Source organism: Dactylosporangium sp. NPDC051485 (assembly GCF_040682015.1).
Lineage (GTDB): Bacteria > Actinomycetota > Actinomycetes > Mycobacteriales > Micromonosporaceae > Dactylosporangium.
On the sequence record NZ_JBFAZW010000019.1, the window covers coordinates 1 to 23,847 of the forward strand.

Here is a 23,847-nt window from a genome sequence, read left to right on the forward strand (position 1 = left end):
ACGGTTTACACCCCTGCGGGCGACGATCAACCCGGATCTCGAACACGGCAACCCCTGATCAAGTCAGGTGTTGCAACGACCCCTTGAAACCGGGGGCGGGGCATAAGTCAGATAAATCGTGGCGCGGAGCGCCCGACTTATCGATAGGGCCACAAGCGGCGGTTCGCCGTCCGGGCTCCAGGCGACGGGTTGACGGGCGCCGCAGGCCAAGTCGTCGGCCGCCCGCGCGAGCAGAAACAGGCGACGTTCCGGCCGCCGGGGCGAGGCCGAGCGACGAACCACCGCCGCAGGCCAAGTCGTTGGCCGCCCGTGCGAGCAGGGAACAGGCGACGCTCGGGCCGCCGGGGCGGGGCCGGGCCCGCAGGCCGGGCGACGGACCACCAACGGTCGGACGGGCGGGCGGAGAGCGCGCAAGCGGGTGGCGAGCAGGCGGCGGGCGACCGCTCAGGCTGCCGATTGCACCGCCGCCGAGGCCAGCGCGACCTGCACATCGGCCGCCGTGAGCGCGCCGAGCGGGGTGTCGCCGTCCTGCACCACCACCGCGCCCCGCCCCGCCGCCAGCATCGCGCCGAAGGCCTCCCGCAGGGTGGCGCCGGCGGCGACGACGGGCGCGCCCTCGCCGGCCTGCGCGACCGGCCGCAGCCCGTCGGTGGGGATCGGGGTGACCGACAGCCGCATGATCCCCCGGTCCTCGCCCACGAACCGCTCGACGAACTCGTTGCCAGGCCGGGCGAGGAGTTCGGCGGGTGTGGCGTACTGCTGCAGCTGCGCGTGATCGGAGAGCACCGCGATGCGGTCGCCGAGCTTGATCGCCTCCTGCAGGTCGTGCGTGACCAGGATCGTGGTCTTGCGCACCGACTCGCGCAGCCGCAGGAACTCGTCCTGCAGCCGGCCCCGGTTGATCGGGTCGACGGCCGAGAACGGCTCGTCCATGAGCAGCACCTTCGGGTCGGCGGCGAGGGCGCGGGCGAAGCCGACCCGCTGCCGCTGCCCGCCGGAGAGCTCGTGCGGGTAGCGCGCGGCGTAGCGGGATGGCTCGAGCCCGACCAGGTCGAGCAGTTCGTCGGTGCGCTCGGCGATGCGCGCGCGGTCCCAGCCGAGCATCCGCGGGACGGTGCCGACGTTGGCCCGCACGGTCTGGTGCGGGAAGAGCCCGACGTTCTGGATCACGTAGCCGATGGTCCGGCGCAGCTGGACCGGGTCGGCGGTGGTCACGTCGGCCCCGTCGATGAGGATCCGCCCGTCGGAGGGCTCGATCAGCCGGTTCACCATCCGCAACACGGTCGACTTGCCGCAGCCCGAGGGGCCGATGAGCACCGTCACCTCGCCGCTGCCGATCTCGAGGCTCAGCTCGCCGACCGCCACCGTGCCGTCCGGATACACCTTCCGCAACCGATCGAGCGCGATCGGCGCGGCGTCGGTCTTCGCGGTAACGTCCACGCATGTCCTTCCTGGCTCACGGGGAGGTGGGCAACCCCTGGTTCTCCTGGTCGTACGTCCGGGACAACTCCGACACGCTGCGGGATGCCCTCCTCGACCACGTGGTGATCACGGTGTGGTCGGTCGCCATCGCGGTGGTCATCGCGATACCGCTGGCGGTGCTGGCGTACTGGGTACGCCCGCTCGCCACGCCGATTCTGACATCAGCCGGCGTGCTTTACACGATCCCGTCGCTGGCCCTGCTGGCCTTCCTGGCCCCGTTCATGGGCACCGGGCGCTCTCCGGTGATCGTCGCCCTGACGTCGTACGCATTGATCGTGCTCATTCGTAATGCCCTCACCGGCCTGCTGCAAGTGCCCGAGGACGTGCGCGAGGCGGCCACCGCCATGGGGTACACCCGGCTGGCTCGTCTCTGGCGGGTCGAGCTGCCCTTGGCGTTGCCGGGCATCCTCACCGGGCTTCGGCTGGCCACCGTCTCCACCGTGGCGTTGGTCACGGTCGGCGCGATCGTCGGGTCGCAGGGCGGCCTGGGCGGGCTGATCCTGGCGGGCTTCCGCAACAACTACTACAAGGCCGAGATCTCCACCGCGGCTGTGCTCTGCGTCGGGCTGGCGCTGATCCTCGACGTGCTGCTGATCCTGGTCAGCCGGGTGCTCACGCCCTGGGCGAGGAGGCGCGCGGCATGAGCGGTTCGAAGCGAAGCGGAGAGCGCGGGGTCAGCTCAGGCCGGAGCCGGTGTGAAGCGGAGGATTCGGCATGAGCGGTTCGGAGCGAAGCGGAGAGGCCGCTCACAATAAGCGCGGGGTCAGCTCAGGCCGGAGCCGGAGCGAAGCGGAGGATTCGGCATGAGCGTGATCGGCGATGCCATCGTCTGGTTCAACGACCCGCTGAACTGGACCAATCCGGGCGGGATCATCGAGCGGCTCGAGGAACACGTCGAAATTTCGGTCGTCGCGGTGCTGCTGGGCTGCGTCGTGGCCTGGCCGCTGGGCATCGCGCTGGGCCGCCGCGGCGCTGCCTCCGGCGTGATCGTCCTGCTGTCCAATTTGACCCAGGCGATCCCGGTCGTCGCGCTGCTCACCATCCTGACTCTCACCCCGATCGGCCTGGGCAAGCCGGCCGTGATCATCGCGCTGGCCGTGTTCTCGCTGCCGGCGCTGCTGGCCAACGCCTACACCGGGATGCGCGAGATCGACTCGGAGGTCCGCGAGGCGGCCCGCGGCATGGGCATGACCTCGGCCCAGCGCCTCCTGCGGGTCGAGCTGCCGCTTGCCGTGCCGTTCCTGGCCACCGGCCTGCGGATCGCGACCACGACGGTGGTGGCCACGGCGACCCTCGCCACCGCGGTCAACGGCGGCGGCCTGGGCATGATCATTTCGGCCGGCTTCGGGCTCGGGCCGGGCCACGGCGGGCAGATCCTGGCCGGCGCGATTCTCGTGGCGGGCCTCGCCCTGCTGGCCGACGCAGTGATGGCCGTCATAGAGCGGAAAGTCACACCAAAGGTGCTACGGCGGGCCGCGGGCCGCTCCTGAGCGCTGCGGCGAGGACTCCATAACCGGTTGTTACGAAAACGTGCCTGGGTGCGGTTGCCGAATTTCCATCGCCGGAGTTGCCTATCTGGAGCGGGCGGGCTTGATAGCCGATAGCGCCGTCCGTCGGACACGCGGCCGGTCACAGTGATCGCGCCGGGACACGGAAGGCGGGCCATTTTGCGTACAGCCATGCGCGCCACCCTTGGAGTCGTTCTCAGCTTTGCCGCGCTGGGCCTCGCCGCCTGCGGCAAGGAGGGCTCCTCGGGCACTCAGGCGCCGGCCAGCGTCAACGGGGCGGGGTGTGCCCCGGTGGCGGGGGACAAGCTCGTGGTCCTGGACGACGACAAGAAGCTCCAACTGGCCGACAACGTCATCCCGGCGGTCAACACGAAGGTCGCCGACCCGGCCCTCGTCGCGGCGCTGGACAAGGTCTCCGACGCGCTCACCGTCGAGAAGCTGATCGCGCTCAACAAGGCGGTCGACGTCGACCGCAAGACCTCCAAGGTGGCGGCCGAGGACTTCGCGAAGGCGGAGAACCTCACCACCGGCATCGAGAAGGGCAAGGGCGGGGCGGTCAAGATCGGCGCCGCCGACTTCTCGGAGAGCGCCACCCTCGGCGCCCTCTACGAGATCGTCCTCAAGGCCGCGGGCTACGACGCGACCGTGCAGACGATCGGCAAGCGCGAGGTGTACTACGGGCAGCTGACCAAGGGCGACATCCAGGTCGTCCCGGAGTACGCCGCGACCCTGACCGAGTTCATCAACCAGACGGTCAACGGCAAGGACGCCAAGACGCTCGCCTCGGGTGACGTCGACAAGACGGTGACCGCGCTCAAGGACCTCGGCGGCAAGCAGGGCCTGTCCTTCGGCAAGGCGTCCAAGGCGACCGACGGCAACGCGTTCGCGGTGACGTCGGAGTTCGCCTCGAAGTACAGCGTGAAGACCCTCAGCGACTTCGCCGCGAAGTGCTCGGGCCAGGCGACCGTCCTGGGCGGCCCGGCGGAGTGCCCGCAGCGGCCGTTCTGCGAGGTGGGCCTCCAGAAGACATACGGCATCCAGTTCGGCAAGGTGCTGAGCCTGGACGCCGGCGGCCCGCAGAGCAAGGACGCCCTGAAGAAGGGCAACGCCTCGCTCGTGCTGGTCTTCTCCTCGGATGGTTCGCTCGGCTAGCAGCGCGGACAGCCGAACGCGCGCCCTCTCGTCCGCCCGGGACGAGAGGGCGTTTCGTTTGTGTTGAGGACGGGGTAAGTTCTCTGCTCATGCCGGCCGCGCAAGCCCCCGACGCACCCGGGGTGAAGCGGAGCACGAAGCTGCTCCCGCTGCTGTTCTGGGGCGGGGTCGGCCTCTCCCCGCTCGCCGCCCTGCTGCTGCTCGTCGGCAGCGGTTTCCTGCTGCAACTGGCCGCCGTCCTGGCCCTGCTCGTCGTGGTCCTCATCGGCCTGTCGATCGCGCTGCGCCAGAGCGGCGACACGGTCCGTGGTGAGGTCGAGGAGCTGGTGTACGAGGAGATCGACCACGTCCGCGCGGACATCCGCGGCGACATCACGCACGCCGCCAGGACCACCCACGGTCAGCTCATGGAGCGCATCGGCGGCCTGCACGAGACCGTCGACGCGCTGCGGCACCAGGTCGACACGATGCGGGCGCAGCTGGAGCGGGCCGCCTCCCAGCCGCTGCCGGCGCCGCACCCCACCGGCTCGGCCGCCGTGCCCCAGGGCGTGCTGCGGCACACGGAGACGGTGCAGGTCACCACCAAGACGATGGTTGTCGACCCGACCGAGGCGCGCTCCGGCACCGTGTACGGCGCCGGCCCCGGCCCGCGCCCCGAGATCCCGCAGCAGCGCCGCCCGGACCGCGCCGAGCGGATCCCGGCCCGCCCCGACGAGCGCGAGCGCCCGCCCCGCGCCCCGGAGCGCGGCCACGACCGGCCCGATCGCCCTGAGCGCCCCGAGCGCTCCGACCGCTCCGACCGCCCTGAGCGGGCCGAGCGGCCCGAGCGGGTCGGCCGCTCGGAGCGATCCGAGCGCGGCGAATGGATCGAGCGCCGCGACGACCGGGTGCGCGACGACCACCGCGAGCAGCAGTCCTGGAGCGAGCAGCTGCTGCACGAGCGCATGGAACGGGCGCACAGCGGCGACTGGCCGCAGACCCAGCCCCGCGGCGGCGCCGACGTGGAGCGCCGCGGCGGCCGGCGCCGCGCCCACGACCCCGACGACGACGGCGAGGTCACGGGCATGCGCACCACCGACCGCTGGGCCTCCGTGCACAGCGACGAGCGGGGCGGGCGGGAGCTGCGCATGGGCGAGCGGCGCTCCGCCGTCCACGCCGATGAGACCGGCACCCACGTGCGCATCGAGGACCGCTGGGCGACGGTGCGGCACGAGGAGTACTACCCGGAGGAGAGCCAGGCCGGGGGCCACCGGGCGGCGATCGAGGAGCGCGACGACGAACGCCGCGGCGGGCGCCACGGCTCCCGGCACGACGAGCGCGACGACCGCGACGACGACCGGTTCGAGGCCCCCCGCTACGGCTCGGGCACCGAGAGCCGGCTCACCGAGAGCCCGCGGCGCTCCGAGGCGCGCCGGGAGCGGGACCGCGACCGGGGGACCCACGACCCGGAGCCGACCACCGGCGGGCACCGGCGGGCCGATGCGCACTGGTCCCAGACCAGCTACGAGGAGGCCCGGCGGGACGAGACCGGCGCGACCCGCTGGTCCGAGGTGCGCCGGGACCGGCCCGCGCTCGGCGGCGGCCCGCAGGCGCTGCCCGCCTCGCCGGCCGAGTCCGCGTCGCGCTGGGGTGAGTATTCCGGCGAGAGCGCCCGGCGCGACGAGGAGCGCGTCTCGCGGCGGTCCCGGTCGGCCGAGGACGACGAGGAGTACGGCTGGAACGGCGGCCGCGACGGGGACCGCGGTGGCCGCCCGGCCCACCCGATCGTCGACTTCGAGGGCAACGACGACCGCTGGCGTTGAGGATCCTCCGTCAGTGCCAGTGGTCGCCCTGCGCCACCTTGCCAAGATCAAGTCCGATGCGGCATGATTTATACCCTGGCACCGTATAAATCCGACATGTCGTGGCGCGCCAGCGCCCGACATGTCGCGCATCGAGCGTAATGCCCTACTTGTCGATGTCGCCGACGACGAAGAACATCGAGCCCAGGATCGCGATCAGGTCCGGGACCAGGGTGCCCGGCAGCAGCGTGGAGAGGGCCTGCACGTTGGCGTAGGAGGCGGTGCGCAGCTTGAGCCGCCAGGGGGTCTTCTCGCCGCGGGACACCAGGTAGTACCCGTTCACGCCGAGCGGGTTCTCGGTCCAGGCGTAGGTGTGGCCCTCCGGCGCCTTGACCACCTTCGGCAGCCGCACGTTCACCGGCCCGGTCAGCTGATCCACCCGGTCCAGGCACTGCTGGGCGAGGTCGAGGGAGACGTACACCTGATCCAGCAGCACCTCGAAGCGCGCATGGCAGTCGCCCGTCGTGCGGGTCACCACCGGCACCGACAGCTCGCCGTAGGCCAGGTAGGGCTCGTCCCGGCGCAGGTCGAGGTCCAGCCCGGAGGCCCGGGCGACCGGCCCGGACGCGCCGTAGGCGGCGGCCTCGGCCGCGCTGAGCACCCCGACGCCGACCGTGCGGGCCAGGAAGATCTCGTTGCGCCGGATGAGCGAGTCCAGGTCGGGCATCCGCCGGCGCACCTGGTCGATCGCGGCCCGCGCCCGCCCGGTCCAGCCGGCCGGCACCTCCTCCTTGAGCCCGCCGACCCGGTTGTACATGTAGTGCATCCGCCCGCCCGAGGCCTCCTCGAGCACGGCCTGGATCGTCTCGCGCTCGCGGAAGGCGTAGAAGACCGGCGTGATGGCGCCGATCTCCAGCGGGTACGAGCCGAGGAACATCAGGTGGTTGAGCACCCGGTTGAGCTCGGCGAGGGCGGTGCGCAGCCACACGGCCCGCTCCGGCACCTCGATGCCCATCAGCCGCTCGACGGCCAGCACCACGCCGAGCTCGTTGCAGAATGCCGAGAGCCAGTCGTGCCGGTTGGCCAGCATGATGATCTGCCGGTAGTCGCGCACCTCGAAGAGCTTCTCGGCGCCGCGGTGCATGTAGCCGATGATCGGCTCGGCGGAGATCACCCGCTCGCCGTCCAGCACGAGCCGGAGGCGCAGCACGCCGTGGGTCGACGGGTGCTGGGGCCCGATGTTGAGCACCATGTCGGCGGTGTCGAGACCCGCCCCGGTGCCGACGGTGAGCTCGGACGTCATACCCGCCAGCCTAGAGCCCCCGGCTACAGGTCCTGAAGGATGCGCAGCGCGCGCGACACGTTGTGCATGGTGCTGGTGTCAGCGACCGCGACCCGCTCGACGAACCACCGCTTCAGCGGCGAGGAGAGCCGGTCGGGCATCACCACGAGCTCGTCGAGCTCCACCGCGAGCGGCGAGTCGCGCAGCTCCTCGGCGTCGGTCACCTCGGCCACGATGACCACGGGGACGTCCGTGCTGTTGAACACGTCTGAGCTGACGATCAGACCCAGGCGCTCCCGCGCCCCCTTGATGAGCCACACTTCACCGCGACGCACGCCGTCCACGGTATAGCTCGGCGTCCACGAGCGCGATCTCCTCTTCATCGGCGAGTGCCGTGGCGTCGAGGTCGACCTTGGCCCGCCGGACCGCCTCGGCGTGGGCGCTGAAGATCTCGCGCAGGGCCCGCTCCTGGGTCGCCCGGTCGATCCACGCGCTGAGCGACACCCCGTCGCGCTCGGCCCAGTGCCGGGCGTCGGCGATGGTCTGGTCGGAGAACGAGAGCGTCACTTTTGTTGTCATGGCCGATATGGTACCGCGAGTATGACCATCGGTCATACCCAATGCAGTATCCAGTGGTGCCCGCCCAGGCCCGACGGGTCGGTGAGCTCGGCCGCCGCCGAGGCGCGGGCCAGTGCGCGCACGTAGCCGGCCGGGTCGCTCGAGGCCAGGGCCAGGGGTGGGCGGGCGCCGTCGACACCGAGCAGGCGCAGGGCCTCGCGCTGGGTCATGGTGGGCGAGCCGAGGGAGTCCAGGGCCACGGAGACGGTGAGGTCGCAGGAGCCGTCGGCGACCGGCGGCACCTCGCGGCCGTCCCGGAAGCCGGTCAGCGTGCCGAAGAGGGGCCGGTCGGCGGCGACGTGGCCGTAGTCGACGGCCAGCGCCAGGCCGCGCGCCACGCAGCCGGCGGCCGCGGCCCAGGCCTCGTCGCGAGGGGCGCCGATCTCCGCCCGGGCGCCCGGCGGGGCGCCCTCGAGCGGCCACCAGCGGGCCAGCCAGGCGGCGTCGGAGGGGTCGAGTCCGCCCGGGGCGAGGGCCAGGGTGCCGTCGGGGGAGCTTTGGAGGTACCGCGGCCGCACATGCGCATCGAGCTCCACGATCTCCACCGGGATGTTGTCCAGCCACTCGGTCGCCACGAGCAGCCCGACGACGCCGGTGGGCGGGCTGGAGGTCCACCCGATCGTGGACGGCAGCTCACCCGGTCGGGGCGCCTTCTCCACGGCGGTGGCGCGCACCCGGGCCCGCACCTGCTCCGGCAGCGCGGCCAGCACCCCGGTCAGCAGCTCGCCGCGGCCGGCCCCGACGTCGACCAGGTCGAGGGGGTCCGGGTGGCCCAGCGCCTCGTCGAGGCGGCCGAGCAGGGTCGCGACCGCCCCGGCGAACAGCGGCGAGGCGGTCGCGCTGGTGCGGAAGTGCGCGGCGGGACGGGAACGGACGAAGAAGCCGTCCGGGCCGTACAGCGCCGCCTCCATCGCCTGCCGCCAGCGCGTCACAGGAACACTCTGCCCTCGCCCCGGTACGTCGGCACCACGTCCACGATGTTCTCCCCTTGCACGAGGTGTACCTCGTTGACGTGCTCACACAGCTCGCCGGCCTTGGAGTGGCGGAAGTACACCCGCTCGCCCACCCGCAGGGGCGCGGCGCCCGGGCCGACCAGCGGGGTCTGCACCTCGCCGGCGCCCTCGGTGCCGATCAGGCGCAGGCCCTCCGGCAGCCACGGCAGGGGCTGGCGGGTCGGGGAGGTCTCGCCGGAGGCGATCCAGCCGCCGCCGAGCACGGTCGCGGTGGCGGGGTTGGGGCGGCGCACGACGGACAGGGCGAACAGCGCCGCGGGGCGGGGGCGCCAGTTGCGGTACCCGTCGAAGAGCCACGGCCCGAACAGCCCGCTGCCGGCAGCCACCTCGGTCACGGCCGGGTCGGCGGCCGTCGCGGCCACGCTGCCGGTGCCGCCGCCGTTGACGAACTCGAGCTCGGCGTGGCGGCGCACCTCGGCCACCACCGCGGCCCGGCGGGCGACCAGCTCCGGCATGGAGCGGGCCTGGATGGCCCGGATGAGCGCGCCGCGCACCGGCCGCCCGGGCGGGGCGTCGCCCAGGCCGGCGATCTGGGCCTCGTACGACATGACCCCGACCAGCCGGAACCCGGGCCGGGCGGCGATCGCCGCGGCCAGCGCGCCGGCCTGCGCGGGGCTGTGCACGGGCGAGCGCCGCACGCCGATGTGCACGGCGGACACCGGCTTCCAGGAGGCGTCCAGGTCGATGCAGACGCGCACGGGCGCGGCCCGCTGGGCGGCCGGGATCAGCGCGTCGACCAGGTCGAGCTGCTCGGCGCCGTCGACCATGACGGTCACGGTGCCGGCCAGCTTCTCGTCGGTGGCCAGGCGGCGAAGGGCCGCGCGGTCGGCGGTGGGGTAGGCGACGAGGATGTCGTCGGCCACGCCCTGTTCGGCCAGCCAGATGGCCTCCGGAAGGGTGAACGCCATGATGCCGCGCCAGCCCGGCCGGTCCAGGGTCCGCTCGATGAGCGCGCGGACGCGCACCGACTTGCTGGGCACCCGCAGCGGTTTGCCCGCCGCACGGGCGGTCAGGGCCGCGGCGTTGGCGTCGAAGGCGTCGAGATCCACGATCACGAAGGGCGGGTCGAGATCGGCGGTGGCCCGGTCGTAACGGGCCCGCAAGGCGGAGCGGGAGCTGGACACGCCTCACCGTACCGAGACGACGAGGAATATGAAAGAACCTCGCGTAACGCCACGCGCTTCCGGAATTGTCGGGGGTGACCTGTAGCGTGAGACCGGAAGAAGAGGAGGTGGCCGCCATCGCCAGCAGCGATCTCTCCGGGTTCGGGGAACTCCAGGCCGTCCTGCGCATCCGGGCTTTTCGCCGGCTCTGGGCGGTGCTCGGCCTGTCGTCCCTCGGGGACTGGCTCGGCCTGCTCGCCGCCTCCACGTTCGCCGCCTCGCAGGTGAAGGACTCGACGGCCCAGGGCCTGGCGTTCGGCTCGGTCATCGCGGTGCGGCTGCTGCCCGCGCTCATCCTCGGGCCGGTGGCCGGCGTGTTCGCCGACCGGTTCGACCGGCGCTACACGATGGTCGTCTGCGACCTGCTGCGCTTCGTCTTCTTCGCCTCCATCCCGGCCGCCGCGCTGGTCACCCGCGACCCCGCTCTGGTCATCGGCTGGACCGCGATCGCCACGTTCGTGATCGAGACCGTCGCGATGATCTGGACGCCGGCCAAGGAGGCGTCGGTGCCCAACCTGCTGCCCCGGGCCCGGCTGGAGACCGCCAACCAGCTGACCCTGGCCACGACCTACGGCATCACCCCGGTCGCCGCCGCGCTGGTGCTCATCGGGCTGCAGTGGCTGGTGCTGGCCGTCTTCGGCAAGGACGAGCCGCACTGGGCCCAGCCGTCCAACGTGGCGCTGTGGTTCAACGCGTTCACCTTCCTGGCCACCGCGGCCACCGTCTTCTTCGGCATCCGGGAGATCAGCGGCCGGCGCACCGCCGCGGTCCAGCGCAAGCCCGGCATGATCCGCGAGTTCACCCAGGGCTGGGCCTTCGTCAGCAGGACCCCGCTGGTGCGCGGCCTGGTGCTGGGCATCTTCGGCGCCTTCGCCGGCGGCGGCGTGGTGGTCGGCACCGCGAAGTTCTACGCGGTCTCCCTCAGCGCCGGTGACGCCGCGTTCGCGCTGCTCTTCGCCGTGCTCTTCCTCGGTCTCGGGGTCGGCATCGCGACCGGCCCCAAGCTGGTCGGCGCGCTGTCGCGGCGCCGCTGGTTCGGCCTGTCGATCATCCTGGCCGCCGGCTCCGTGCTGATCCTCGCCTTCGCCACCCACCTGGCCATCGCGGTGGGCGGCGCGCTGCTGGTCGGCGCCGGGGCCGGCATGGCCTTCCTGTCCGGCACCACGCTGCTCGGCGGTGAGGTGGCCGACGACATGCGCGGCCGCGCCTTCGCCTTCGTCCAGATGGGCACGCGCGTGGTGCTCATGCTGACCATCTCGCTGTCCAGCGTCATCGTCGGCGCCGGCGGCACCCGCAAGATCGACCTGGGCTTCTACCACTTCGACGTCTCCAGCACCCGGCCGCTGCTGGCCATCGCCGGCATCTTCGGCGTGTTCGCGGGGCTGTTCGCACTGCGCCAGATGGACGACAAGCCGGGCGTGCCGATCCTGCCCGACCTGCTCGGCTCGATCCGCGGCCGTCCGCTCAGCCCCGACGACCCCAAGGCCGTGCAGGGCCTGTTCATCGTCTTCGAGGGCGGCGAGGGGGTCGGCAAGTCGACGCAGGTCGACCAGCTGGCCGAGGCGCTGCGCCGGATCGGGCGGGACGTCGTCGTGACCCACGAGCCCGGCGCCACCCCGGTCGGCCGGGGCATCCGCCGCCTCGTGCTGGACCACCCGGCCGACGGCGGCGAGGTGCTGACGCCGCGGGCCGAGGCGCTGCTGTATGCCGCCGACCGGGCCCACCACGTGGCCTCGGTCGTGCGCCCGGCCCTGGAGCGCGGCTCGGTGGTCATCAGCGACCGTTACGTCGACTCGTCCCTGGCCTACCAGGGCGCCGGCCGGACGCTGCCCGTCGAGGAAGTGTCCTGGCTGTCCAAGTGGGCCACCGGCGGCCTCAAGCCCGACCTGGTCGTCCTGCTCGACCTCGACCCGGCGGTGGGCCTGGCCCGCGCCGGCCGCCGCGGCGAGGCCGACCGGCTGGAGAGCGAGTCCCTGGCCTTCCACGAGCGCGTGCGCTACGCCTTCCTCGACCTGGCCTCGGCCGACCCGAGCCGCTACCTGGTGCTCGACGCGACCAAGTCGATCGACGCCCTGGCCGAGGGCGTGCTGCAGCGGCTCCGCCACCTGATCCCGGAGTACGAGTCCTCCATCGACACCGTCCTGCACGACGCCGCCCAGGTCGCCACCACGCTGACCGGCGACGAGGCCGGCGACGGGACCGCGTCCGACTTATCCGGCAAGGGCTCGCGAGTATGAGCCCGCCCCCGCCTCCCGGCCCCGTCGCCGCCCCGGCAGCTGCTGTCGGGAAGGGGCGCGCGGGCATGTCCCGTCGTCCCGCGTCTGCCGCACGTGGGGGCTCGGCGTGGAGCCTGCGCCGATCGGGTGTGCGGACATGACCCCTCGTCCCGCGCCTGCCGCCCTGGTTTCGGCGTGCTGGTCTTCCGGCCTTGTCGCGGTCCGGGCGTTGTGGTCGGGAAGGGGTGCGCGGGCATGACGCCGCCGATCTTCGACGAGCTGATCGGGCAGCCCGACGCCGTGGCGACGCTGTCGCGGGCGGTCGAGGCGGCCGACGCGGTCGTGCGCGGCGGGGTTGCGGACGCCGCCGGGCAGCAGGCGATGACCCATGCGTGGCTGTTCACCGGGCCGCCGGGCTCCGGCCGCTCGGTGGCCGCCCGGACGTTCGCCGCCGCGCTGCAGTGCCCGCACGGCGGCTGCGGCAACTGCCAGGCCTGCCACACGGCGCTCGGGGGCACGCACGCCGACGTGCGGTTCGTGGTGCCGGAGGGCCTGTCCATCGCGGTGGGCGAGATGCGCGCGCTGGTGCTGCGCGCGGCCAGCTCGCCGACCCAGGGCCGCTGGCAGGTGCTGCTGGTCGAGGACGCCGACCGGTTGACCGAGGCGGCCGGCAACGCGCTGCTCAAGGCGGTCGAGGAGCCACCGCCGCGGACGGTCTTCCTGCTGTGCACGCCGAGCACCCACCCCGACGACATCTCGGTCACCATCCGCTCGCGCTGCCGGGTCGTGCCGCTGCGCCAGCCCCCGGCCGACGCGATCGCCACCGTCCTGCACCGCCGCGACGGCATCGACGAGCCGACCGCCACCTGGGCGGCCGCCGCCGCGCAGGGCCACGTCGGCCGCGCCCGGCGGCTGGCCCGCGACCCGCAGGCCCGCAGCCGCCGGGACGCCGTGCTCGCCGTGCCGCGCCGCCTGACCGGCATCGGCGCCGCCTTCGACGCCGCGAGCGCGCTCATCGAGGCGGCCGAGGCCGAGGCCGCCGCGACCGTCGTCGAGGTCGACGCCAAGGAGCGCGCCGCCCTGGAGACCGCCCTGGGCGCCGGCGGCACCGGCAAGGGCGCCGCGGGCGCGGTCCGCGGCTCGGCGGGCCAGCTGAAGGACCTGGAGCGCCGCCAGAAGTCCCGCGCCACCCGAGCCCAGCGCGACGCCCTCGACCGCGCCCTGGTCGACCTGGCCGGCTTCTACCGCGACGTCCTGGCCCACTCCTTCGCCGCCGACGTGGCCCCCGTCCACGGCGACATCGACGAACTGGCCGACGCCGCCGCCGAGAAGTGGACGCCGGAGAGCACCCTGCGCCGCCTGGAGGCCGTCCTGGAGTGCCGCGTCGCCATCGAGGCCAACGTGAAGCCCCGGATCGCCGTGGAGGCCATGATGCTCTCGCTGTGGCGCGGCTGATCTCACCTCGTCCTGGAGTGCCGCGCCGCCATCGAGGCCCGCATCGCCCTCTCTCTGTGGCCGCGGCCGATCTCACCGCCGCCGGCCCCGCCGCCTGACGCCCGTCCCGTTGCCCTGATGCCCGGCAAAAGTTATCCACAGGCTTGGATTCGGTCTTCCGTGGTGACCGGGCGGTGTCGTACGGTCACGCGGGGGAGGTGGCATGGGGCGCGACATCGATGAGACGTGGATCGAGGAAGCGGTAGAGCGATACCGCCGAATCGAGGCCTTGCATGCCGAGTTCGAGAAGACGGCCAGGACGGTGGAGGTGACCGTGCGCTCCGCCGACGATCTGGTGGAGGTCCGCGTCACCGCCGACGGCACGATCCGCGATGTCCGCATCGACGGGCCGCTGCACAACCGCACGAGCGAGTCGGTCGCGAAGGCGGTCAAGGACGCCGTGACCGCGGCGGCGGACGCCGCGGCCTGGGCCCGCGAGAAGCTCCACAAGGAGTACTTCGCCGACTATCGCAAGCTGTCATGACGGTCCGGCCCACGCCCGCCGCGGGATCGGCGGCCCACCACACCGGCGCGCGCCGGCACCGCGCCCGGACGACGTCGCCGCGGAGGCAAGCCCGGGCAGCCGCGAGCGACCGGGTCCAGCGACGCCGGGTGGTGGCGTAATGCGGCTGGACGACCTGGCCCACCGGTTGCAGGAGGCCGGCGACGAGCTGGCCGCCGCGAGCTCCACGCTCAGCATCATCGACCCGGGCGCCCGCGCGCTCGGTGGCGATGCCGGCACCAGCCTCGGCCGGACCGCCCGCGACCTGCACCGGCTGCTGGCGACGGCGCTGGCCGACCGCGGCGCCGAGGCCTCCGCGCACGGCGCCCGGCTGACCGGCACCGCCCATGCGCTGCGTCAGGTGGCGGCCGGATACCGCTCCGTCGAGGACGACGCCAGGAGCGCCCCATGACCGTGACATCCGCTCGGCCGGTTGCCCACGGGAGCGCGTTGCCGGCGATCCATGACGCGCGGCCCGCGGCCCGCCTCATGGCCGTGCGGCGCGCCGAGCCGGCTGCGCGCCGAGCCGATGCGGCGCGGCGGGTGGCCGCGCTCGAGTCGCGGGGGACGGCATGACCGACGTGCTCGATCGGCTGGCCGGGGTCGGGGACGACCTGTTCCGGCGGGTCGGCGCGGTGCTGGCCGACGGCGGCCTGCCGCCAGAGGGTGACGCCGCGCAGCTCGTGCGGCGGGTCGGGGGCCTGCCCGCCGAGGTGCTCGGCTTCGCACTTCAGCTCGACGTGAACGGGCTGCGCCGGGCGGCGGGGGAGCTGCGCGGGGTGGCGGAGCGGTTCGGGGAGGTGCCGGGGCGGCTCGAGGCCGACGTCGGGCGCAGCGCCTGGGAGGGCAGCGGCGCGGAGGCCTTCGGCGTGGTGTGGAACGCGCTGGCCGAGCACGTCGGGGATGGGAGCGAGCCGGGCACGATCGCCGGGCGAATGGCCGCGACCGCCGGATACGTCGAGGCGCTGGCCGGGTGGGCGGCCGGGTTCCGGCACGAGCTGGCCGAGGCGATCGCGCGGGTCGCCACCTCCGTCGAGGCCGTCACCCTGGTTACCGGGGCGGGGGCGGGCGCGCCGCGGGCCGAGGTGACCGCGGCGGCCGGGCGGATCGTCGCGCGGGTGCTGCAGCCGGCCGCCGACGCCCTCGACGCGGCCGACGAGCTGCGGGCGCGGTGGGGCGGGGCGCTGGCGGAGCTGGGCTACCAACCGCCGCGGGTGCCGAGCGGGCCCGCCGTCATCGCCGGGGTCACGCGGGTCAACCTCTGAACGTGGCGGGCTACCGCAGGCGGATCGGGGTGTCCATCAGGTGCAGCTCCATCGGGTGGGCGGGGGCGAACCAGGAGGCGTCCGGGGCGGCGTCCGGGTGGGGGCGCCAGCGGCGGGCAGTCTGCCGTACGCCGATCGGGTAGATCGTCAGCCCCCCGTCCGCGGTGAAGTGCAGCCGCAGGAAGCCCTTGTAGCCCGTGATGCCCTGCCCCGCGAAGAGCTCGTTCACGTTCACGTCGAACTGGCCCGCGATGACCAGGTAGAGGGCGAAGAGCTCGCCGGCGGCCAGGGCGGACAGCGGGAAGTACAACACCATCGCCAACAGCAGCGGCAGCGGCCACGGCTGGTCGGTGAAGGGCAGGCTGAGCCACGCCCAGGCGCCCAGGGCGGCCAGGCCCACGAAGGCGGCGCCGTGCAGCCCGCCCAGCAGCCAGTGGCGGGGCCTTCGCTGGCCGGCGGAGTGGGGCATGGCCAGCAGGCAGGTGCCCAGGATGTCCAGCACGGCCATCAGCACGGCCGGGACGGTGACCAGGCGCTGCTCCACGCCGGAGACGACCCGGTCGGCGGCGTTGACGAAGGCGAGCATCGTCAGGGTCTGCAGCAGGCCCAGCAGGCCGAGGAACATCGGGTTGCGCCACGGCAGGCGCCAGAAGACGCCGAAGGACAGGGCGCGGGACTGGGGCCTGGTGGGGAAGGTGCGCTCCAGGTTGAAGATCCGCGGCGCGGAGGCGCTGCGCACGCGGGTGCGGACCGGGGGGACCGAGATCTGCTCGGGGAGCTCGTGGGTCGGGTAGAGGTACGCGCCGCCTCCGCCGCAGGTGATGAGCTCGCGCTCGGGGCGGGAGTAGCGGGCGTAGTGATGTAGGTCACCCGAAATCATCAGGCGGACGTCGGCGCCGGTGGGGGCGATGATCGTGCGGATGAAGTAGTCGATGCTGTCGTAGGCCTTGGGGTCGTCCGTGGACTCCACCCAGCCGGGGGAGGGCGGGCAGATGATGACCCGGTCGCCCGGGCCCATGCGGGCGGCGGCCGACGTGAAGTACCGCAGCTGCGGATCGTCGATGTAGGCCCCCGGCTGCACGTCCAGGCCGATCAGCCACCACCGGTGCGGCAGCTCCACGGCGAAGTAGGAGCGGTCCTGCCGGGTCTGCCAGCCCCCGACGCCGCCCTCGTCGCCACGGACGAAGAGGCGCAGGAAGGCGGTCAGGCCGTCGTACCAGTCGTGGTTGCCCGCCACCGCGTAGAGCCGCGGCCGCGGGCCCTCGGCCGGGCGCTCCGGCAAGGCCGCGCGGAACGGGCCCTTGAAGCGGTCCTCGTACTGCTGCCCGCTCGCCGTCGGATAGACCTGATCCCCGCCGAGCACGAGCACCTCGCCCCGCGGCAGGTCGTGACCGTCCACCCGGAGCGCGGGCTGGCCCAGCAGGTATGCCATCGAGTAGGTGGCGTTGAACCCGTCACCGGTGTCGGCCGCGTAGTCGACCCAGAGCTCCCCGCCGTCGGGCCAGTCCTCGTCGCCGACCACGCCGGCGTAGCCCGGGCCCTCGCGCAGGATGCGGGCCGGGAGGGCGTCCTGGAGCTCGCGCTTGTCGAGGTACGCCCCGAACAGGCCGGCCAGCAGCACCCGCACCGCCGTCCCGCTCAGCAGCACCGGGCTCAGCCAGGGCACGGCGCGGCGCGGGGTGAAGCCCATCTGGTCGGGGTCGAGCGCGGTGGGACGGCCCCCGACCGGCGCGTCGCCGCCCTCGTCCTGCTGCGGCAGCGGCATCAGCGGCTCGCCCGGCTCGGCGGTGAGCTCGCCGGGGGCGGGCGGCATATCGTCGGGCATCACGGGGCGGACGTTACCCGTGCGGCGCGAGTCGGGGAATCCCCTCGCGCATGCCCCCGGGTCGTGCCGTACACTGAATCACCGTTGCCGCCTTAGCTCAGTCGGCAGAGCGATTCACTCGTAATGAATAGGTCAACGGTTCGATTCCGTTAGGCGGCTCTGGCAACGCGACGCCCTCCACCGCAGGTGGGGGGCGTTTTGCCTGCCCGCCTACGCCGACCTCTGGAACGGAATGATCTTGGCCTCGCCCGGCCTGGTTGCAGGGATGGTTGCATAATCAACATTATCTATATTGACGTTCTTGTGTTTTCGCTGCTTGTCGGCCTTCCCCTTCTTCTTCTTCTTCGGCTTGGGTGCCGGAACCTCGTCCGGGCCGTACAGGAGTTCACTGAGGCGGCGGGACGCTTCGACGCGCAGTTCGTCGATCACGTGCTGGTAGCGCTGGACCATCCGGCGGTCCGACCAGCCCATGATCGCCATGACGGTCTGCTCGTCCACGCCTTGCAGGAGCAGCATCGTCGCGGCGGTGTGCCGCCCATCGTGGATTCGGGCGTCCCGGACGTCAGCGAGCTTGAGGATCGTCTTCCACTCCCGGCGGTCCGTGCCGGCGTCGATCGGGCTTCCGTCGAGCTGGCACCAGACGAGGTCGTGATCTTGCCAGTGCTCACCCGCCGCCCGGCGTTCCGCGTCCTGCTCGGCCTTGTGAGCCCGGAGCTTCGTGACCATCTGTGGGGCCAGCGCGGCGCGGCGACGTCCGGCCTCGGTCTTGGTGTCGACGAGTCGGATGCCGCCGCCGGTGCGCTTGGGACACCGGTCCGCGTGGCCCGTGCAGTCGGGTGGGCACACCTTGACACAGTTGCGCAGGTCGCGGTGCTGCCGGCACGATTCCGCCGGCCGCCGTTTCGGGCACCGGTCGGCCCGGTGCTTCGTGCACTCCTGTGGCAGCTTGCCGCAACCATGCCCCCAGCGCGTCGGGCACGGCGTCGTCCTGCAGCGCGGTCGCGCGCATTCGCGCGGGTCTTTGCACCCGTGCTGCCACTTGCGGCGCTCCGTTTGCTTGCGGGTGTGCAGCCACCCGCCGTCGAGGTCGAGACCGATCGGTTTCTCGCGGGTGCTGGTCGGCGCCTGGTACCACTGTGTGCCGAGCGCCTCGCCTTGGCGTAGCCCGAGCGGCATGGCGATGCTGAACCGCGTGCCGTTGCGGCGCGTCTCGCACACCGTCAGGATGCGCTTCACCTCGTCGACAAGAAGCGGAGTGACCTCTTCCTCGACGAGTTTGGGCTTCCACGCCATGAACTCGATCGGGCTGCGCGCGATCAACCGCCGCTGGACCGCAATGTTCAGCCCGGCACGAAGGATGCGGAAGATCGTGTGCACGCTGGACGGGGCCAGACCGAGCGGCCGGCGGCCCTCTCGCTTGGCTGCCTCTGCCTCGTCTTCGTCGCGGGCCATGCCCTTGAAGAAGTCCTCGATCACCTTGGGGTTCTCGGCCAACAGGTCGAGCCGCCACCTGCCGAGCTCCGGGATGATCCAGTTCTTGACCGCCCATGAGTAGGTGCCGGTCTGGGTGTTGTAGCGCCATTCGGCGTCTGGGTCGTCGACCCACGTGCCGAAGAAGTCGGCGAGCAGCGGGACGCGACCGGGCTTTGCGACGGCCGCCGCGGCGATCTCGGCTTGGAGCTTGCGGACCTTCGCTAGGACTGCGGCGTGGGTCTGGCCTGTGCGGTGGCGGCGGTCGACTGTGCCGTCCGGCCCGGTGCCGACCGGCACATACGCATGAAATCTGCCGTCCTTACCTTCGTAGATCTCGACCATCGATTCGGGTTCGGGCAGGGCCTTACGAGGACGTGGCATAGAGGGGTACCCCATGGTTGTTGGGCGCGCCACAGCACGCGAGGGGCGAAGAGGGGTTGCCGACAGAGGGGTCAGCAGCGCTGCCGGGCACGGTTCGTCCGGCAAGGGTGTGTTCGGCTCGGGTCGTTCGGCGCCAGCATGGCGACGGCGTCCCTACCGGGGATGCGGCGCATGACGCAGGATGCCTACCGGTTAGGCGGCTGGCGCTCGTGGGATCGATCTAGGCTTGCGTTGTTCTCGGAAGGACGCGCACGCGCTAATTGGGCTCGTGCGGTGCTCGCGAATGCATGGCCATCCGCCACGCTTCTAGGGCGCCGGCCAACGCGTGGCGCAGAGCAGCGAGTCCCGTCGCCGAGATTTTCGTGTTGGCCAACGTGCGTCGGATGTCGGCGACCAGGTCGTCGTCTGGTTCCACGTTGTAGTCGGCGGCCTCGCCGAAGCCCAGGGCCAGCGCCGCGTGGCTCGGGTTGATCCCGAGAAACCGGCAGACCGCGGTGACTTGCGCGGGCTCGGGCCTGCCGACATCACCAGCCTCCCAGCGCAGGTACGTCGCACGGCTGATGCCCGTTTGCGCGATGACCTGTTCCTGCGAGGCCCCACGGGCAGCGCGCGCAGCCCGCAGCAGATCGGCGAAGGCGCGGCTTCGCGGGGCGTCGGCGACTGGTGGCACCCGGTCACAATATCGGTCAACCAATGGGGCCCTACGTCGCACGTACGATACGTATCGCTATAGACACTCCATCTCCTCCCCGGTCGGGGCTGCTCAACTGAGCGCTCCGTATGTCTCATAAGTGAGACCATAGCACGGCTTCACGAAGGAAGAAAAGCTAATGACTGGTCTTCCTTGTATCGCTAGTGAGACCTACGGTCGGGTGTCATGAGTGATACGGGGGGTAGTGGACGCCGGTCGTCCCACGATCAGGTGATTCTCAACAACGCGCTGTTCTGCGCCCGAGCCGATGAGCTGGGTGCCCGCAACGACCACGAACGCTGCACGGTTGCCGGGGTGTCCCGCGCCAGCCTCTACCGCTGGCGGGCTGGCACGGTCATGCCATCACTACGGGTGCTGCGCAGAGTCGCCGCCCGTCTCGGCGTGCGTCCGGACGACCTCCTCTGTGAGGTGCCGCGATGAGCCATGCCGTACCCGACCTGCTGCTAACCGTTGACGAGGTCGCCACCGCACTGCGACTGAGCAAGAGCTACGTCAAGAAGCTGATCGCCGCCGGCGCAATCCCGAGCGTCAAGGTCGGACGCAGTCGACGGGTCCGGTTCGGTGATCTCAAGTCCTACGTCGATGCGCTGCCAGCAGAGACAGACCCGACGCCATCGACCGCCGACCGCGCAGCGCCCGCAGCCGAGCAGCGGCGGCACCGGTGACAGATGCAGCAACGTACCCGCCCCGGCCGGAGACCACCGTCAACCGTGACACCCTCAGCCGCGCCGCTTTGGCCTGGTACGACGCCGGCTGCGCCGTCATCCCGATCCGGCTCGACGGGTCGAAAGCGCCCATGATCGCCTGGAAGACGTACCAGCAGCACCGAGCGACGCGTGACCAGACCACCCGTTGGTTCACCGCCGGGCGGGTCGCCATCGCCGTCGTTTGCGGTGCCGTCTCTGGCCAGTTGGAGATGCTGGAGTTGGAAGGCCGCGCCGTGGCCGAGCGCACTGCGGCCCGCTTCGTCGCCGAGCTGCACACTGCCGGCCTCGGGGACCTGTGGCATCGGCTGAATTTCGACGGGTACGCGGAGCGCACACCGTCCGGCGGGCTGCACCTGCTCTACCGAGTCGACGGCGGTGACGTCGAGGGCAACACTCGTCTCGCCGCACGGCCAGCGACACCTGAGGAGCTCGAACGCGATCCAGCCGACAAGATCAAGGTGTGGATCGAGACACGCGGCGAGGGTGGGTATGTCATCGTCGCGCCGTCGCCTGCAGCGGCTCATCCTGCCGGCCGGCCGTGGGTCGCCTCTGCCGGCTCCCGTCCGGATCGGATACCGACGATCACCGCGGGGCAGCGCGCCGCCCTGATCGGCGTCGCACGCCGGCTGGATCGAACTCCCGCCTCGCCCGCGACGCCTATCCGCCGCCGCAGTCGACCGAGCGCCACTCGCGACGAGCCGCCCGGCGAGGCGTTCGACCGCCAAGTGGACTGGACGGAATTGCTGACGCCAGCCGGATGGACCCTCGTACGGCGGTCCGGACGGTCACGGCTGTGGCGCCGCCCCGGAAAGACGTCCGGCGTGTCGGCGTCCACCGGGTATGCGGCCGACCGGGACCGGCTTTACGTGTTCTCGACGAGTACACCGTTCGCGGCTCACCGACCGGTCTCGAAGTTCCACTTCTACGCCACGATGTTCCACGGTGGCGACCACGTCAGGGCTGCACGCGCGTTGCGGGACGCCGGGTTCGGCGACCAGCGCCGACCGGCGGCCTCGTGACGGCGCAGAACCGCGCCGACGCCTCGGCTACCCGGCCTTCCGCCGGCGCGTCGACGCCGCACGTGGGCTCTTTCGGCGCCACCGAAGACGGTCTCGCTCGGGCCCTCGTTGCCACGCACGGCGACGAGCTGCGGTTCTGCCCGGAACGCGGCCGATGGCTGGTGTGGACCGGTTGTCGGTGGCGATGGGACGACGCCGAGTACCACCGCGAGCTGATCCGGGCCCTGATCCGCAGCCTGCCGCAGCGCGGAGCCTGGCGGACGTTCCGCACGAAGTCGTTGACCGCGGGGAGCGTGTCGGGTGTGGCGCGGCTGGCACGCACCGACCCGGCTGTGACCGTGCGGCTCGCCGACCTCGACGCCCGGCCCTACGAGCTGAACACCCCGGGCGGGATTGTCGACCTGCGCACCGGCGAACTCATCCCGTCCGACCCGGCACGGCTGCACACCCGCTGCACCACCGTCACCCCGGACTTCGAGGGCACATCGCAGCCCTGGCAGCAATTCCTCGCCGAGACATTCGGCGAGGACACCGACCTCGCCGGCTACGTCCAGCGCCTACTCGGTGTATCCGCCGTCGGTGCGGTTCTCGAACAGCTGCTGCCATTCGCCCACGGCAGCGGCGCGAACGGAAAGTCGACCCTGCTCGAAGCGGCGATGCACGCCCTCGGTCGCGGCCCGGATGGCTACGCCATCGCCGGCTCCTCCGAGATGCTGATGGTCCGTAAACACCAGGACCACCCCGCCGAACTGGCGCAGCTGTCCGGTGCGCGGCTCGTCGTCTGCTCCGAACTCGACGACGGTCAACGGTTCGCCGAGGCACGGGTGAAGCTGCTCACCGGTCGCGACTCAGTTCCGGCCCGGTTCATGAGGAGGGACTGGTTCACGTTCCAGCCGACGCACACCCTGTGGCTGATGGGCAACCACACGCCCGACGCCCGCGCCGGTGGGCCGGCCTTCTGGCGCAGAGTCCGTCTGCTTCCATTCTCCCGCGCGGTGCCGCCGGAGCGGCAGGACCGCCAACTCGGCGAACGGCTGGCCGAAGACGCCCCCGTCGTCCTGGCATGGATCATCGCCGGCGCTGTCGCCTACCACGGCGGGGGCCTGGCCGAACCGGTGTCCGTCCGCACGGCAACCGCCGCGTACGAACGCGATCAGGACACCGTCGGCCGCTTCGTCGAAGAGTCCTGCCACGTCGCTCCCGACCAACCGCTGGTCAAGGTGGCGACCGCGGCCCTGCGCGACGCCTACGAACACTGGTGCGCCGAAGCCGGTGAGACACCGGTCTCGGCCAAGCGACTTACACAGCAACTCCGTGACCGCCACCGGGTTCGAGACGCCAAGGGGGCCAAGGGCCGGCGCTACTACCACGGCATCGCCTTGGCGGCCGACCCGACCGAACAGACTCCGGAGCTGCCCGCCGAGGACCCTCCCCAGTTATGGCAGTAGAACAGCAGGGTGCGACCTGAGACAGACGGCCACGACGCAGCCTCCCGACACCCGCTTCGGACAGGCCGCTCGTGCCGTCACACGGCGCGTCTCGCTGGCGCCGATGTCGGTGTCCAACGCCAGATGCCGCCCGCTTCGGTCAGGCCGCTCGTGCCGTCACGCGGCGGGTCCCGCCGGCGCCGATGTCGGTGTCCAACGTCCGATGCCGTCCGCCGCCCGTGCCGGGGCCGGACCGTCAGGCCCTATGGCCTATAGTGCGTGCATGTCGATCGATCGGTTCGCCTCGACTCCGCTTCACCGTCAGCTCGCCGAGATCCTGCGGACGCAGATCGCTTGCGGCGCCGTCGCTGCCGGTGGTGATCTGCCCGCCGAGGCCGACATCGCCTGGACCTACGGCGTCGGCGTCGATACCGTGCGGCGCTCCCTGGCCGAGCTCGCGCACCAGGGGCTCATAACCATTGAGCGTGGTCGACGCGCCCGGGTGCGGACCGCACCGCCGCGCGAAGTCATCCCGCTGCACGTCGGCGACGTAGCGATCTCCCGCATGCCTACACCGGCAGAATCCTCGTCACTCTCCTTGGCGACGGGCGTACCGGTGACCGAGATTCGTCGTGCCGGCATGCCGTCACCCGAACTGCATCCGGCTGACGCGATCCAACTCCTCGGCGAGGTGCTGGCCTCAGACGTCACCGACCTTGCCGACATTGACCACCGTGGGAGTGGACCGTGATGCGCGACCGTCGCGGCCGGATTGCGCTGAACCTCGACCTCCGGTCGAGAACAAACAATGCCCTCGCCGGGCGGGC

Annotated in this window: 23 protein-coding genes and 1 tRNA gene; 15 read left to right on the forward strand and 9 right to left on the reverse strand. The window is 72.1% G+C overall.

Annotation, left to right across the window (positions count from 1 at the left end):
* Positions 1 to 444: 444 nt before the first annotated feature.
* Positions 445 to 1,440 (reverse strand): ABC transporter ATP-binding protein, encoded by a 996-nt coding sequence (locus AB0M46_RS13390; protein ID WP_363335585.1) that lies wholly within the window; start codon positions 1,438 to 1,440, stop codon positions 445 to 447.
* 2 nt (positions 1,441 to 1,442) lie between these two features.
* Between AB0M46_RS13390 and AB0M46_RS13395 the strand changes: the two genes are divergently transcribed.
* The 4 genes from AB0M46_RS13395 (at position 1,443) to AB0M46_RS13410 (ending at position 5,944) form a co-directional block, all read left to right on the forward strand.
* On the forward strand, positions 1,443 to 2,126 hold the full coding sequence (locus AB0M46_RS13395) for an ABC transporter permease (RefSeq protein WP_363335587.1): 684 nt from the start codon (positions 1,443 to 1,445) through the stop codon (positions 2,124 to 2,126).
* 159 nt (positions 2,127 to 2,285) lie between these two features.
* A complete protein-coding gene (locus tag AB0M46_RS13400) occupies positions 2,286 to 2,972 on the forward strand; it encodes an ABC transporter permease (RefSeq protein WP_363335589.1) in 687 nt (228 codons plus the stop codon).
* A 189-nt stretch (positions 2,973 to 3,161) separates the two neighbouring features.
* The gene (locus AB0M46_RS13405) at positions 3,162 to 4,142 is read left to right on the forward strand and encodes a glycine betaine ABC transporter substrate-binding protein (RefSeq protein WP_363335591.1); all 981 of its coding nucleotides are present in this window, start codon (positions 3,162 to 3,164) and stop codon (positions 4,140 to 4,142) included.
* Between the two features lie 89 nt (positions 4,143 to 4,231).
* Complete coding sequence (locus AB0M46_RS13410) at positions 4,232 to 5,944, forward strand: hypothetical protein (protein ID WP_363335592.1); 1,713 nt, start codon at positions 4,232 to 4,234, stop codon at positions 5,942 to 5,944.
* 145 nt (positions 5,945 to 6,089) lie between these two features.
* Here AB0M46_RS13410 and AB0M46_RS13415 read toward each other — a convergent pair whose 3' ends face one another.
* Genes AB0M46_RS13415 through AB0M46_RS13435 form a run of 5 tightly spaced genes read right to left on the reverse strand, consistent with a single transcriptional unit; the run spans position 6,090 to position 9,960 of the window.
* On the reverse strand, positions 6,090 to 7,226 hold the full coding sequence (locus AB0M46_RS13415) for an NADH-quinone oxidoreductase subunit D (RefSeq protein ID WP_363335594.1): 1,137 nt from the start codon (positions 7,224 to 7,226) through the stop codon (positions 6,090 to 6,092).
* A 23-nt stretch (positions 7,227 to 7,249) separates the two neighbouring features.
* Positions 7,250 to 7,540 (reverse strand): type II toxin-antitoxin system PemK/MazF family toxin, encoded by a 291-nt coding sequence (locus AB0M46_RS13420; protein ID WP_363335596.1) that lies wholly within the window; start codon positions 7,538 to 7,540, stop codon positions 7,250 to 7,252.
* Complete coding sequence (locus AB0M46_RS13425; protein WP_344618174.1) at positions 7,527 to 7,784, reverse strand: DUF6364 family protein; 258 nt, start codon at positions 7,782 to 7,784, stop codon at positions 7,527 to 7,529. Before AB0M46_RS13425 ends, AB0M46_RS13420 begins: the two co-directional genes overlap by 14 nt.
* A gap of 32 nt (positions 7,785 to 7,816) precedes the next feature.
* Entirely contained in the window at positions 7,817 to 8,734 is a 918-nt protein-coding gene (locus AB0M46_RS13430) for an SAM-dependent methyltransferase (protein ID WP_363335756.1), read from the reverse strand.
* 17 nt (positions 8,735 to 8,751) lie between these two features.
* Complete coding sequence (locus AB0M46_RS13435; RefSeq protein ID WP_363335598.1) at positions 8,752 to 9,960, reverse strand: amino acid deaminase/aldolase; 1,209 nt, start codon at positions 9,958 to 9,960, stop codon at positions 8,752 to 8,754.
* 194 nt (positions 9,961 to 10,154) lie between these two features.
* Between AB0M46_RS13435 and tmk the strand changes: the two genes are divergently transcribed.
* From tmk to AB0M46_RS13460, 5 genes are all read left to right on the forward strand, one after another.
* Complete coding sequence (gene tmk, locus AB0M46_RS13440; protein ID WP_363335758.1) at positions 10,155 to 12,236, forward strand: dTMP kinase; 2,082 nt, start codon at positions 10,155 to 10,157, stop codon at positions 12,234 to 12,236.
* Positions 12,237 to 12,470: 234 nt separating this feature from the next.
* Positions 12,471 to 13,670 carry a DNA polymerase III subunit delta' gene (locus AB0M46_RS13445; RefSeq protein ID WP_363335600.1) on the forward strand — a complete coding sequence of 400 codons (1,200 nt, stop codon included), beginning with the start codon at positions 12,471 to 12,473 and terminating at the stop codon, positions 13,668 to 13,670.
* A gap of 202 nt (positions 13,671 to 13,872) precedes the next feature.
* Complete coding sequence (locus tag AB0M46_RS13450; RefSeq protein WP_363335602.1) at positions 13,873 to 14,193, forward strand: YbaB/EbfC family nucleoid-associated protein; 321 nt, start codon at positions 13,873 to 13,875, stop codon at positions 14,191 to 14,193.
* Between the two features lie 139 nt (positions 14,194 to 14,332).
* Positions 14,333 to 14,623 (forward strand): hypothetical protein, encoded by a 291-nt coding sequence (locus AB0M46_RS13455; RefSeq protein WP_363335604.1) that lies wholly within the window; start codon positions 14,333 to 14,335, stop codon positions 14,621 to 14,623.
* Between the two features lie 160 nt (positions 14,624 to 14,783).
* On the forward strand, positions 14,784 to 15,476 hold the full coding sequence (locus AB0M46_RS13460) for a hypothetical protein (protein WP_363335606.1): 693 nt from the start codon (positions 14,784 to 14,786) through the stop codon (positions 15,474 to 15,476).
* 10 nt (positions 15,477 to 15,486) lie between these two features.
* Here AB0M46_RS13460 and AB0M46_RS13465 read toward each other — a convergent pair whose 3' ends face one another.
* The gene (locus tag AB0M46_RS13465) at positions 15,487 to 17,301 is read right to left on the reverse strand and encodes a metallophosphoesterase (protein ID WP_363335760.1); all 1,815 of its coding nucleotides are present in this window, start codon (positions 17,299 to 17,301) and stop codon (positions 15,487 to 15,489) included.
* An 86-nt stretch (positions 17,302 to 17,387) separates the two neighbouring features.
* On the opposite strand from AB0M46_RS13465, the gene AB0M46_RS13470 reads away from it, so the two are divergent.
* Positions 17,388 to 17,460: transfer RNA gene (locus AB0M46_RS13470), tRNA-Thr, on the forward strand.
* Between the two features lie 51 nt (positions 17,461 to 17,511).
* Here the strand turns inward: AB0M46_RS13470 and AB0M46_RS13475 are convergent.
* Both AB0M46_RS13475 and AB0M46_RS13480 read right to left on the reverse strand, forming a co-directional pair.
* Positions 17,512 to 19,116, reverse strand: coding sequence for a tyrosine-type recombinase/integrase (locus AB0M46_RS13475; RefSeq protein ID WP_363335608.1), 1,605 nt, complete (start codon positions 19,114 to 19,116; stop codon positions 17,512 to 17,514).
* Between the two features lie 295 nt (positions 19,117 to 19,411).
* A complete protein-coding gene (locus tag AB0M46_RS13480) occupies positions 19,412 to 19,825 on the reverse strand; it encodes a helix-turn-helix transcriptional regulator (protein ID WP_363335610.1) in 414 nt (137 codons plus the stop codon).
* A 207-nt stretch (positions 19,826 to 20,032) separates the two neighbouring features.
* On the opposite strand from AB0M46_RS13480, the gene AB0M46_RS13485 reads away from it, so the two are divergent.
* The 5 genes from AB0M46_RS13485 to AB0M46_RS13505 all read left to right on the forward strand — a co-directional run bounded on the left by AB0M46_RS13485 (position 20,033) and on the right by AB0M46_RS13505 (position 23,771).
* On the forward strand, positions 20,033 to 20,287 hold the full coding sequence (locus tag AB0M46_RS13485; protein ID WP_363335611.1) for a helix-turn-helix transcriptional regulator: 255 nt from the start codon (positions 20,033 to 20,035) through the stop codon (positions 20,285 to 20,287).
* Positions 20,284 to 20,532, forward strand: coding sequence for a helix-turn-helix domain-containing protein (locus tag AB0M46_RS13490; protein WP_363335613.1), 249 nt, complete (start codon positions 20,284 to 20,286; stop codon positions 20,530 to 20,532). The genes AB0M46_RS13485 and AB0M46_RS13490 overlap by 4 nt, the downstream gene beginning before the upstream one ends.
* On the forward strand, positions 20,529 to 21,593 hold the full coding sequence (locus tag AB0M46_RS13495) for a bifunctional DNA primase/polymerase (RefSeq protein ID WP_363335615.1): 1,065 nt from the start codon (positions 20,529 to 20,531) through the stop codon (positions 21,591 to 21,593). The genes AB0M46_RS13490 and AB0M46_RS13495 overlap by 4 nt, the downstream gene beginning before the upstream one ends.
* Positions 21,590 to 23,041, forward strand: coding sequence for a phage/plasmid primase, P4 family (locus tag AB0M46_RS13500; protein WP_363335616.1), 1,452 nt, complete (start codon positions 21,590 to 21,592; stop codon positions 23,039 to 23,041). The genes AB0M46_RS13495 and AB0M46_RS13500 overlap by 4 nt, the downstream gene beginning before the upstream one ends.
* A 262-nt stretch (positions 23,042 to 23,303) precedes the next feature.
* Complete coding sequence (locus AB0M46_RS13505) at positions 23,304 to 23,771, forward strand: GntR family transcriptional regulator (protein WP_363335618.1); 468 nt, start codon at positions 23,304 to 23,306, stop codon at positions 23,769 to 23,771.
* The last annotated feature ends 76 nt before the right edge of the window (positions 23,772 to 23,847 follow it).

Coding starts and splice junctions, on each gene's coding strand:
- AB0M46_RS13395 (WP_363335587.1), top strand. CDS start 1,443: ATGTCCTTCCTGGCTCACGGGGAGGTGGGCAACCCCTGGTTCTCCTGG.
- AB0M46_RS13400 (WP_363335589.1), top strand. CDS start 2,286: ATGAGCGTGATCGGCGATGCCATCGTCTGGTTCAACGACCCGCTGAAC.
- AB0M46_RS13405 (WP_363335591.1), top strand. CDS start 3,162: ATGCGCGCCACCCTTGGAGTCGTTCTCAGCTTTGCCGCGCTGGGCCTC.
- AB0M46_RS13410 (WP_363335592.1), top strand. CDS start 4,232: ATGCCGGCCGCGCAAGCCCCCGACGCACCCGGGGTGAAGCGGAGCACG.
- AB0M46_RS13415 (WP_363335594.1), bottom strand. CDS start 7,226: ATGACGTCCGAGCTCACCGTCGGCACCGGGGCGGGTCTCGACACCGCC.
- AB0M46_RS13425 (WP_344618174.1), bottom strand. CDS start 7,784: ATGACAACAAAAGTGACGCTCTCGTTCTCCGACCAGACCATCGCCGAC.
- AB0M46_RS13430 (WP_363335756.1), bottom strand. CDS start 8,734: ATGGAGGCGGCGCTGTACGGCCCGGACGGCTTCTTCGTCCGTTCCCGT.
- AB0M46_RS13445 (WP_363335600.1), top strand. CDS start 12,471: ATGACGCCGCCGATCTTCGACGAGCTGATCGGGCAGCCCGACGCCGTG.
- AB0M46_RS13450 (WP_363335602.1), top strand. CDS start 13,873: ATGGGGCGCGACATCGATGAGACGTGGATCGAGGAAGCGGTAGAGCGA.
- AB0M46_RS13455 (WP_363335604.1), top strand. CDS start 14,333: ATGCGGCTGGACGACCTGGCCCACCGGTTGCAGGAGGCCGGCGACGAG.
- AB0M46_RS13460 (WP_363335606.1), top strand. CDS start 14,784: ATGACCGACGTGCTCGATCGGCTGGCCGGGGTCGGGGACGACCTGTTC.
- AB0M46_RS13465 (WP_363335760.1), bottom strand. CDS start 17,301: ATGCCCGACGATATGCCGCCCGCCCCCGGCGAGCTCACCGCCGAGCCG.
- AB0M46_RS13475 (WP_363335608.1), bottom strand. CDS start 19,116: ATGGTCGAGATCTACGAAGGTAAGGACGGCAGATTTCATGCGTATGTG.
- AB0M46_RS13485 (WP_363335611.1), top strand. CDS start 20,033: ATGAGTGATACGGGGGGTAGTGGACGCCGGTCGTCCCACGATCAGGTG.
- AB0M46_RS13490 (WP_363335613.1), top strand. CDS start 20,284: ATGAGCCATGCCGTACCCGACCTGCTGCTAACCGTTGACGAGGTCGCC.
- AB0M46_RS13505 (WP_363335618.1), top strand. CDS start 23,304: ATGTCGATCGATCGGTTCGCCTCGACTCCGCTTCACCGTCAGCTCGCC.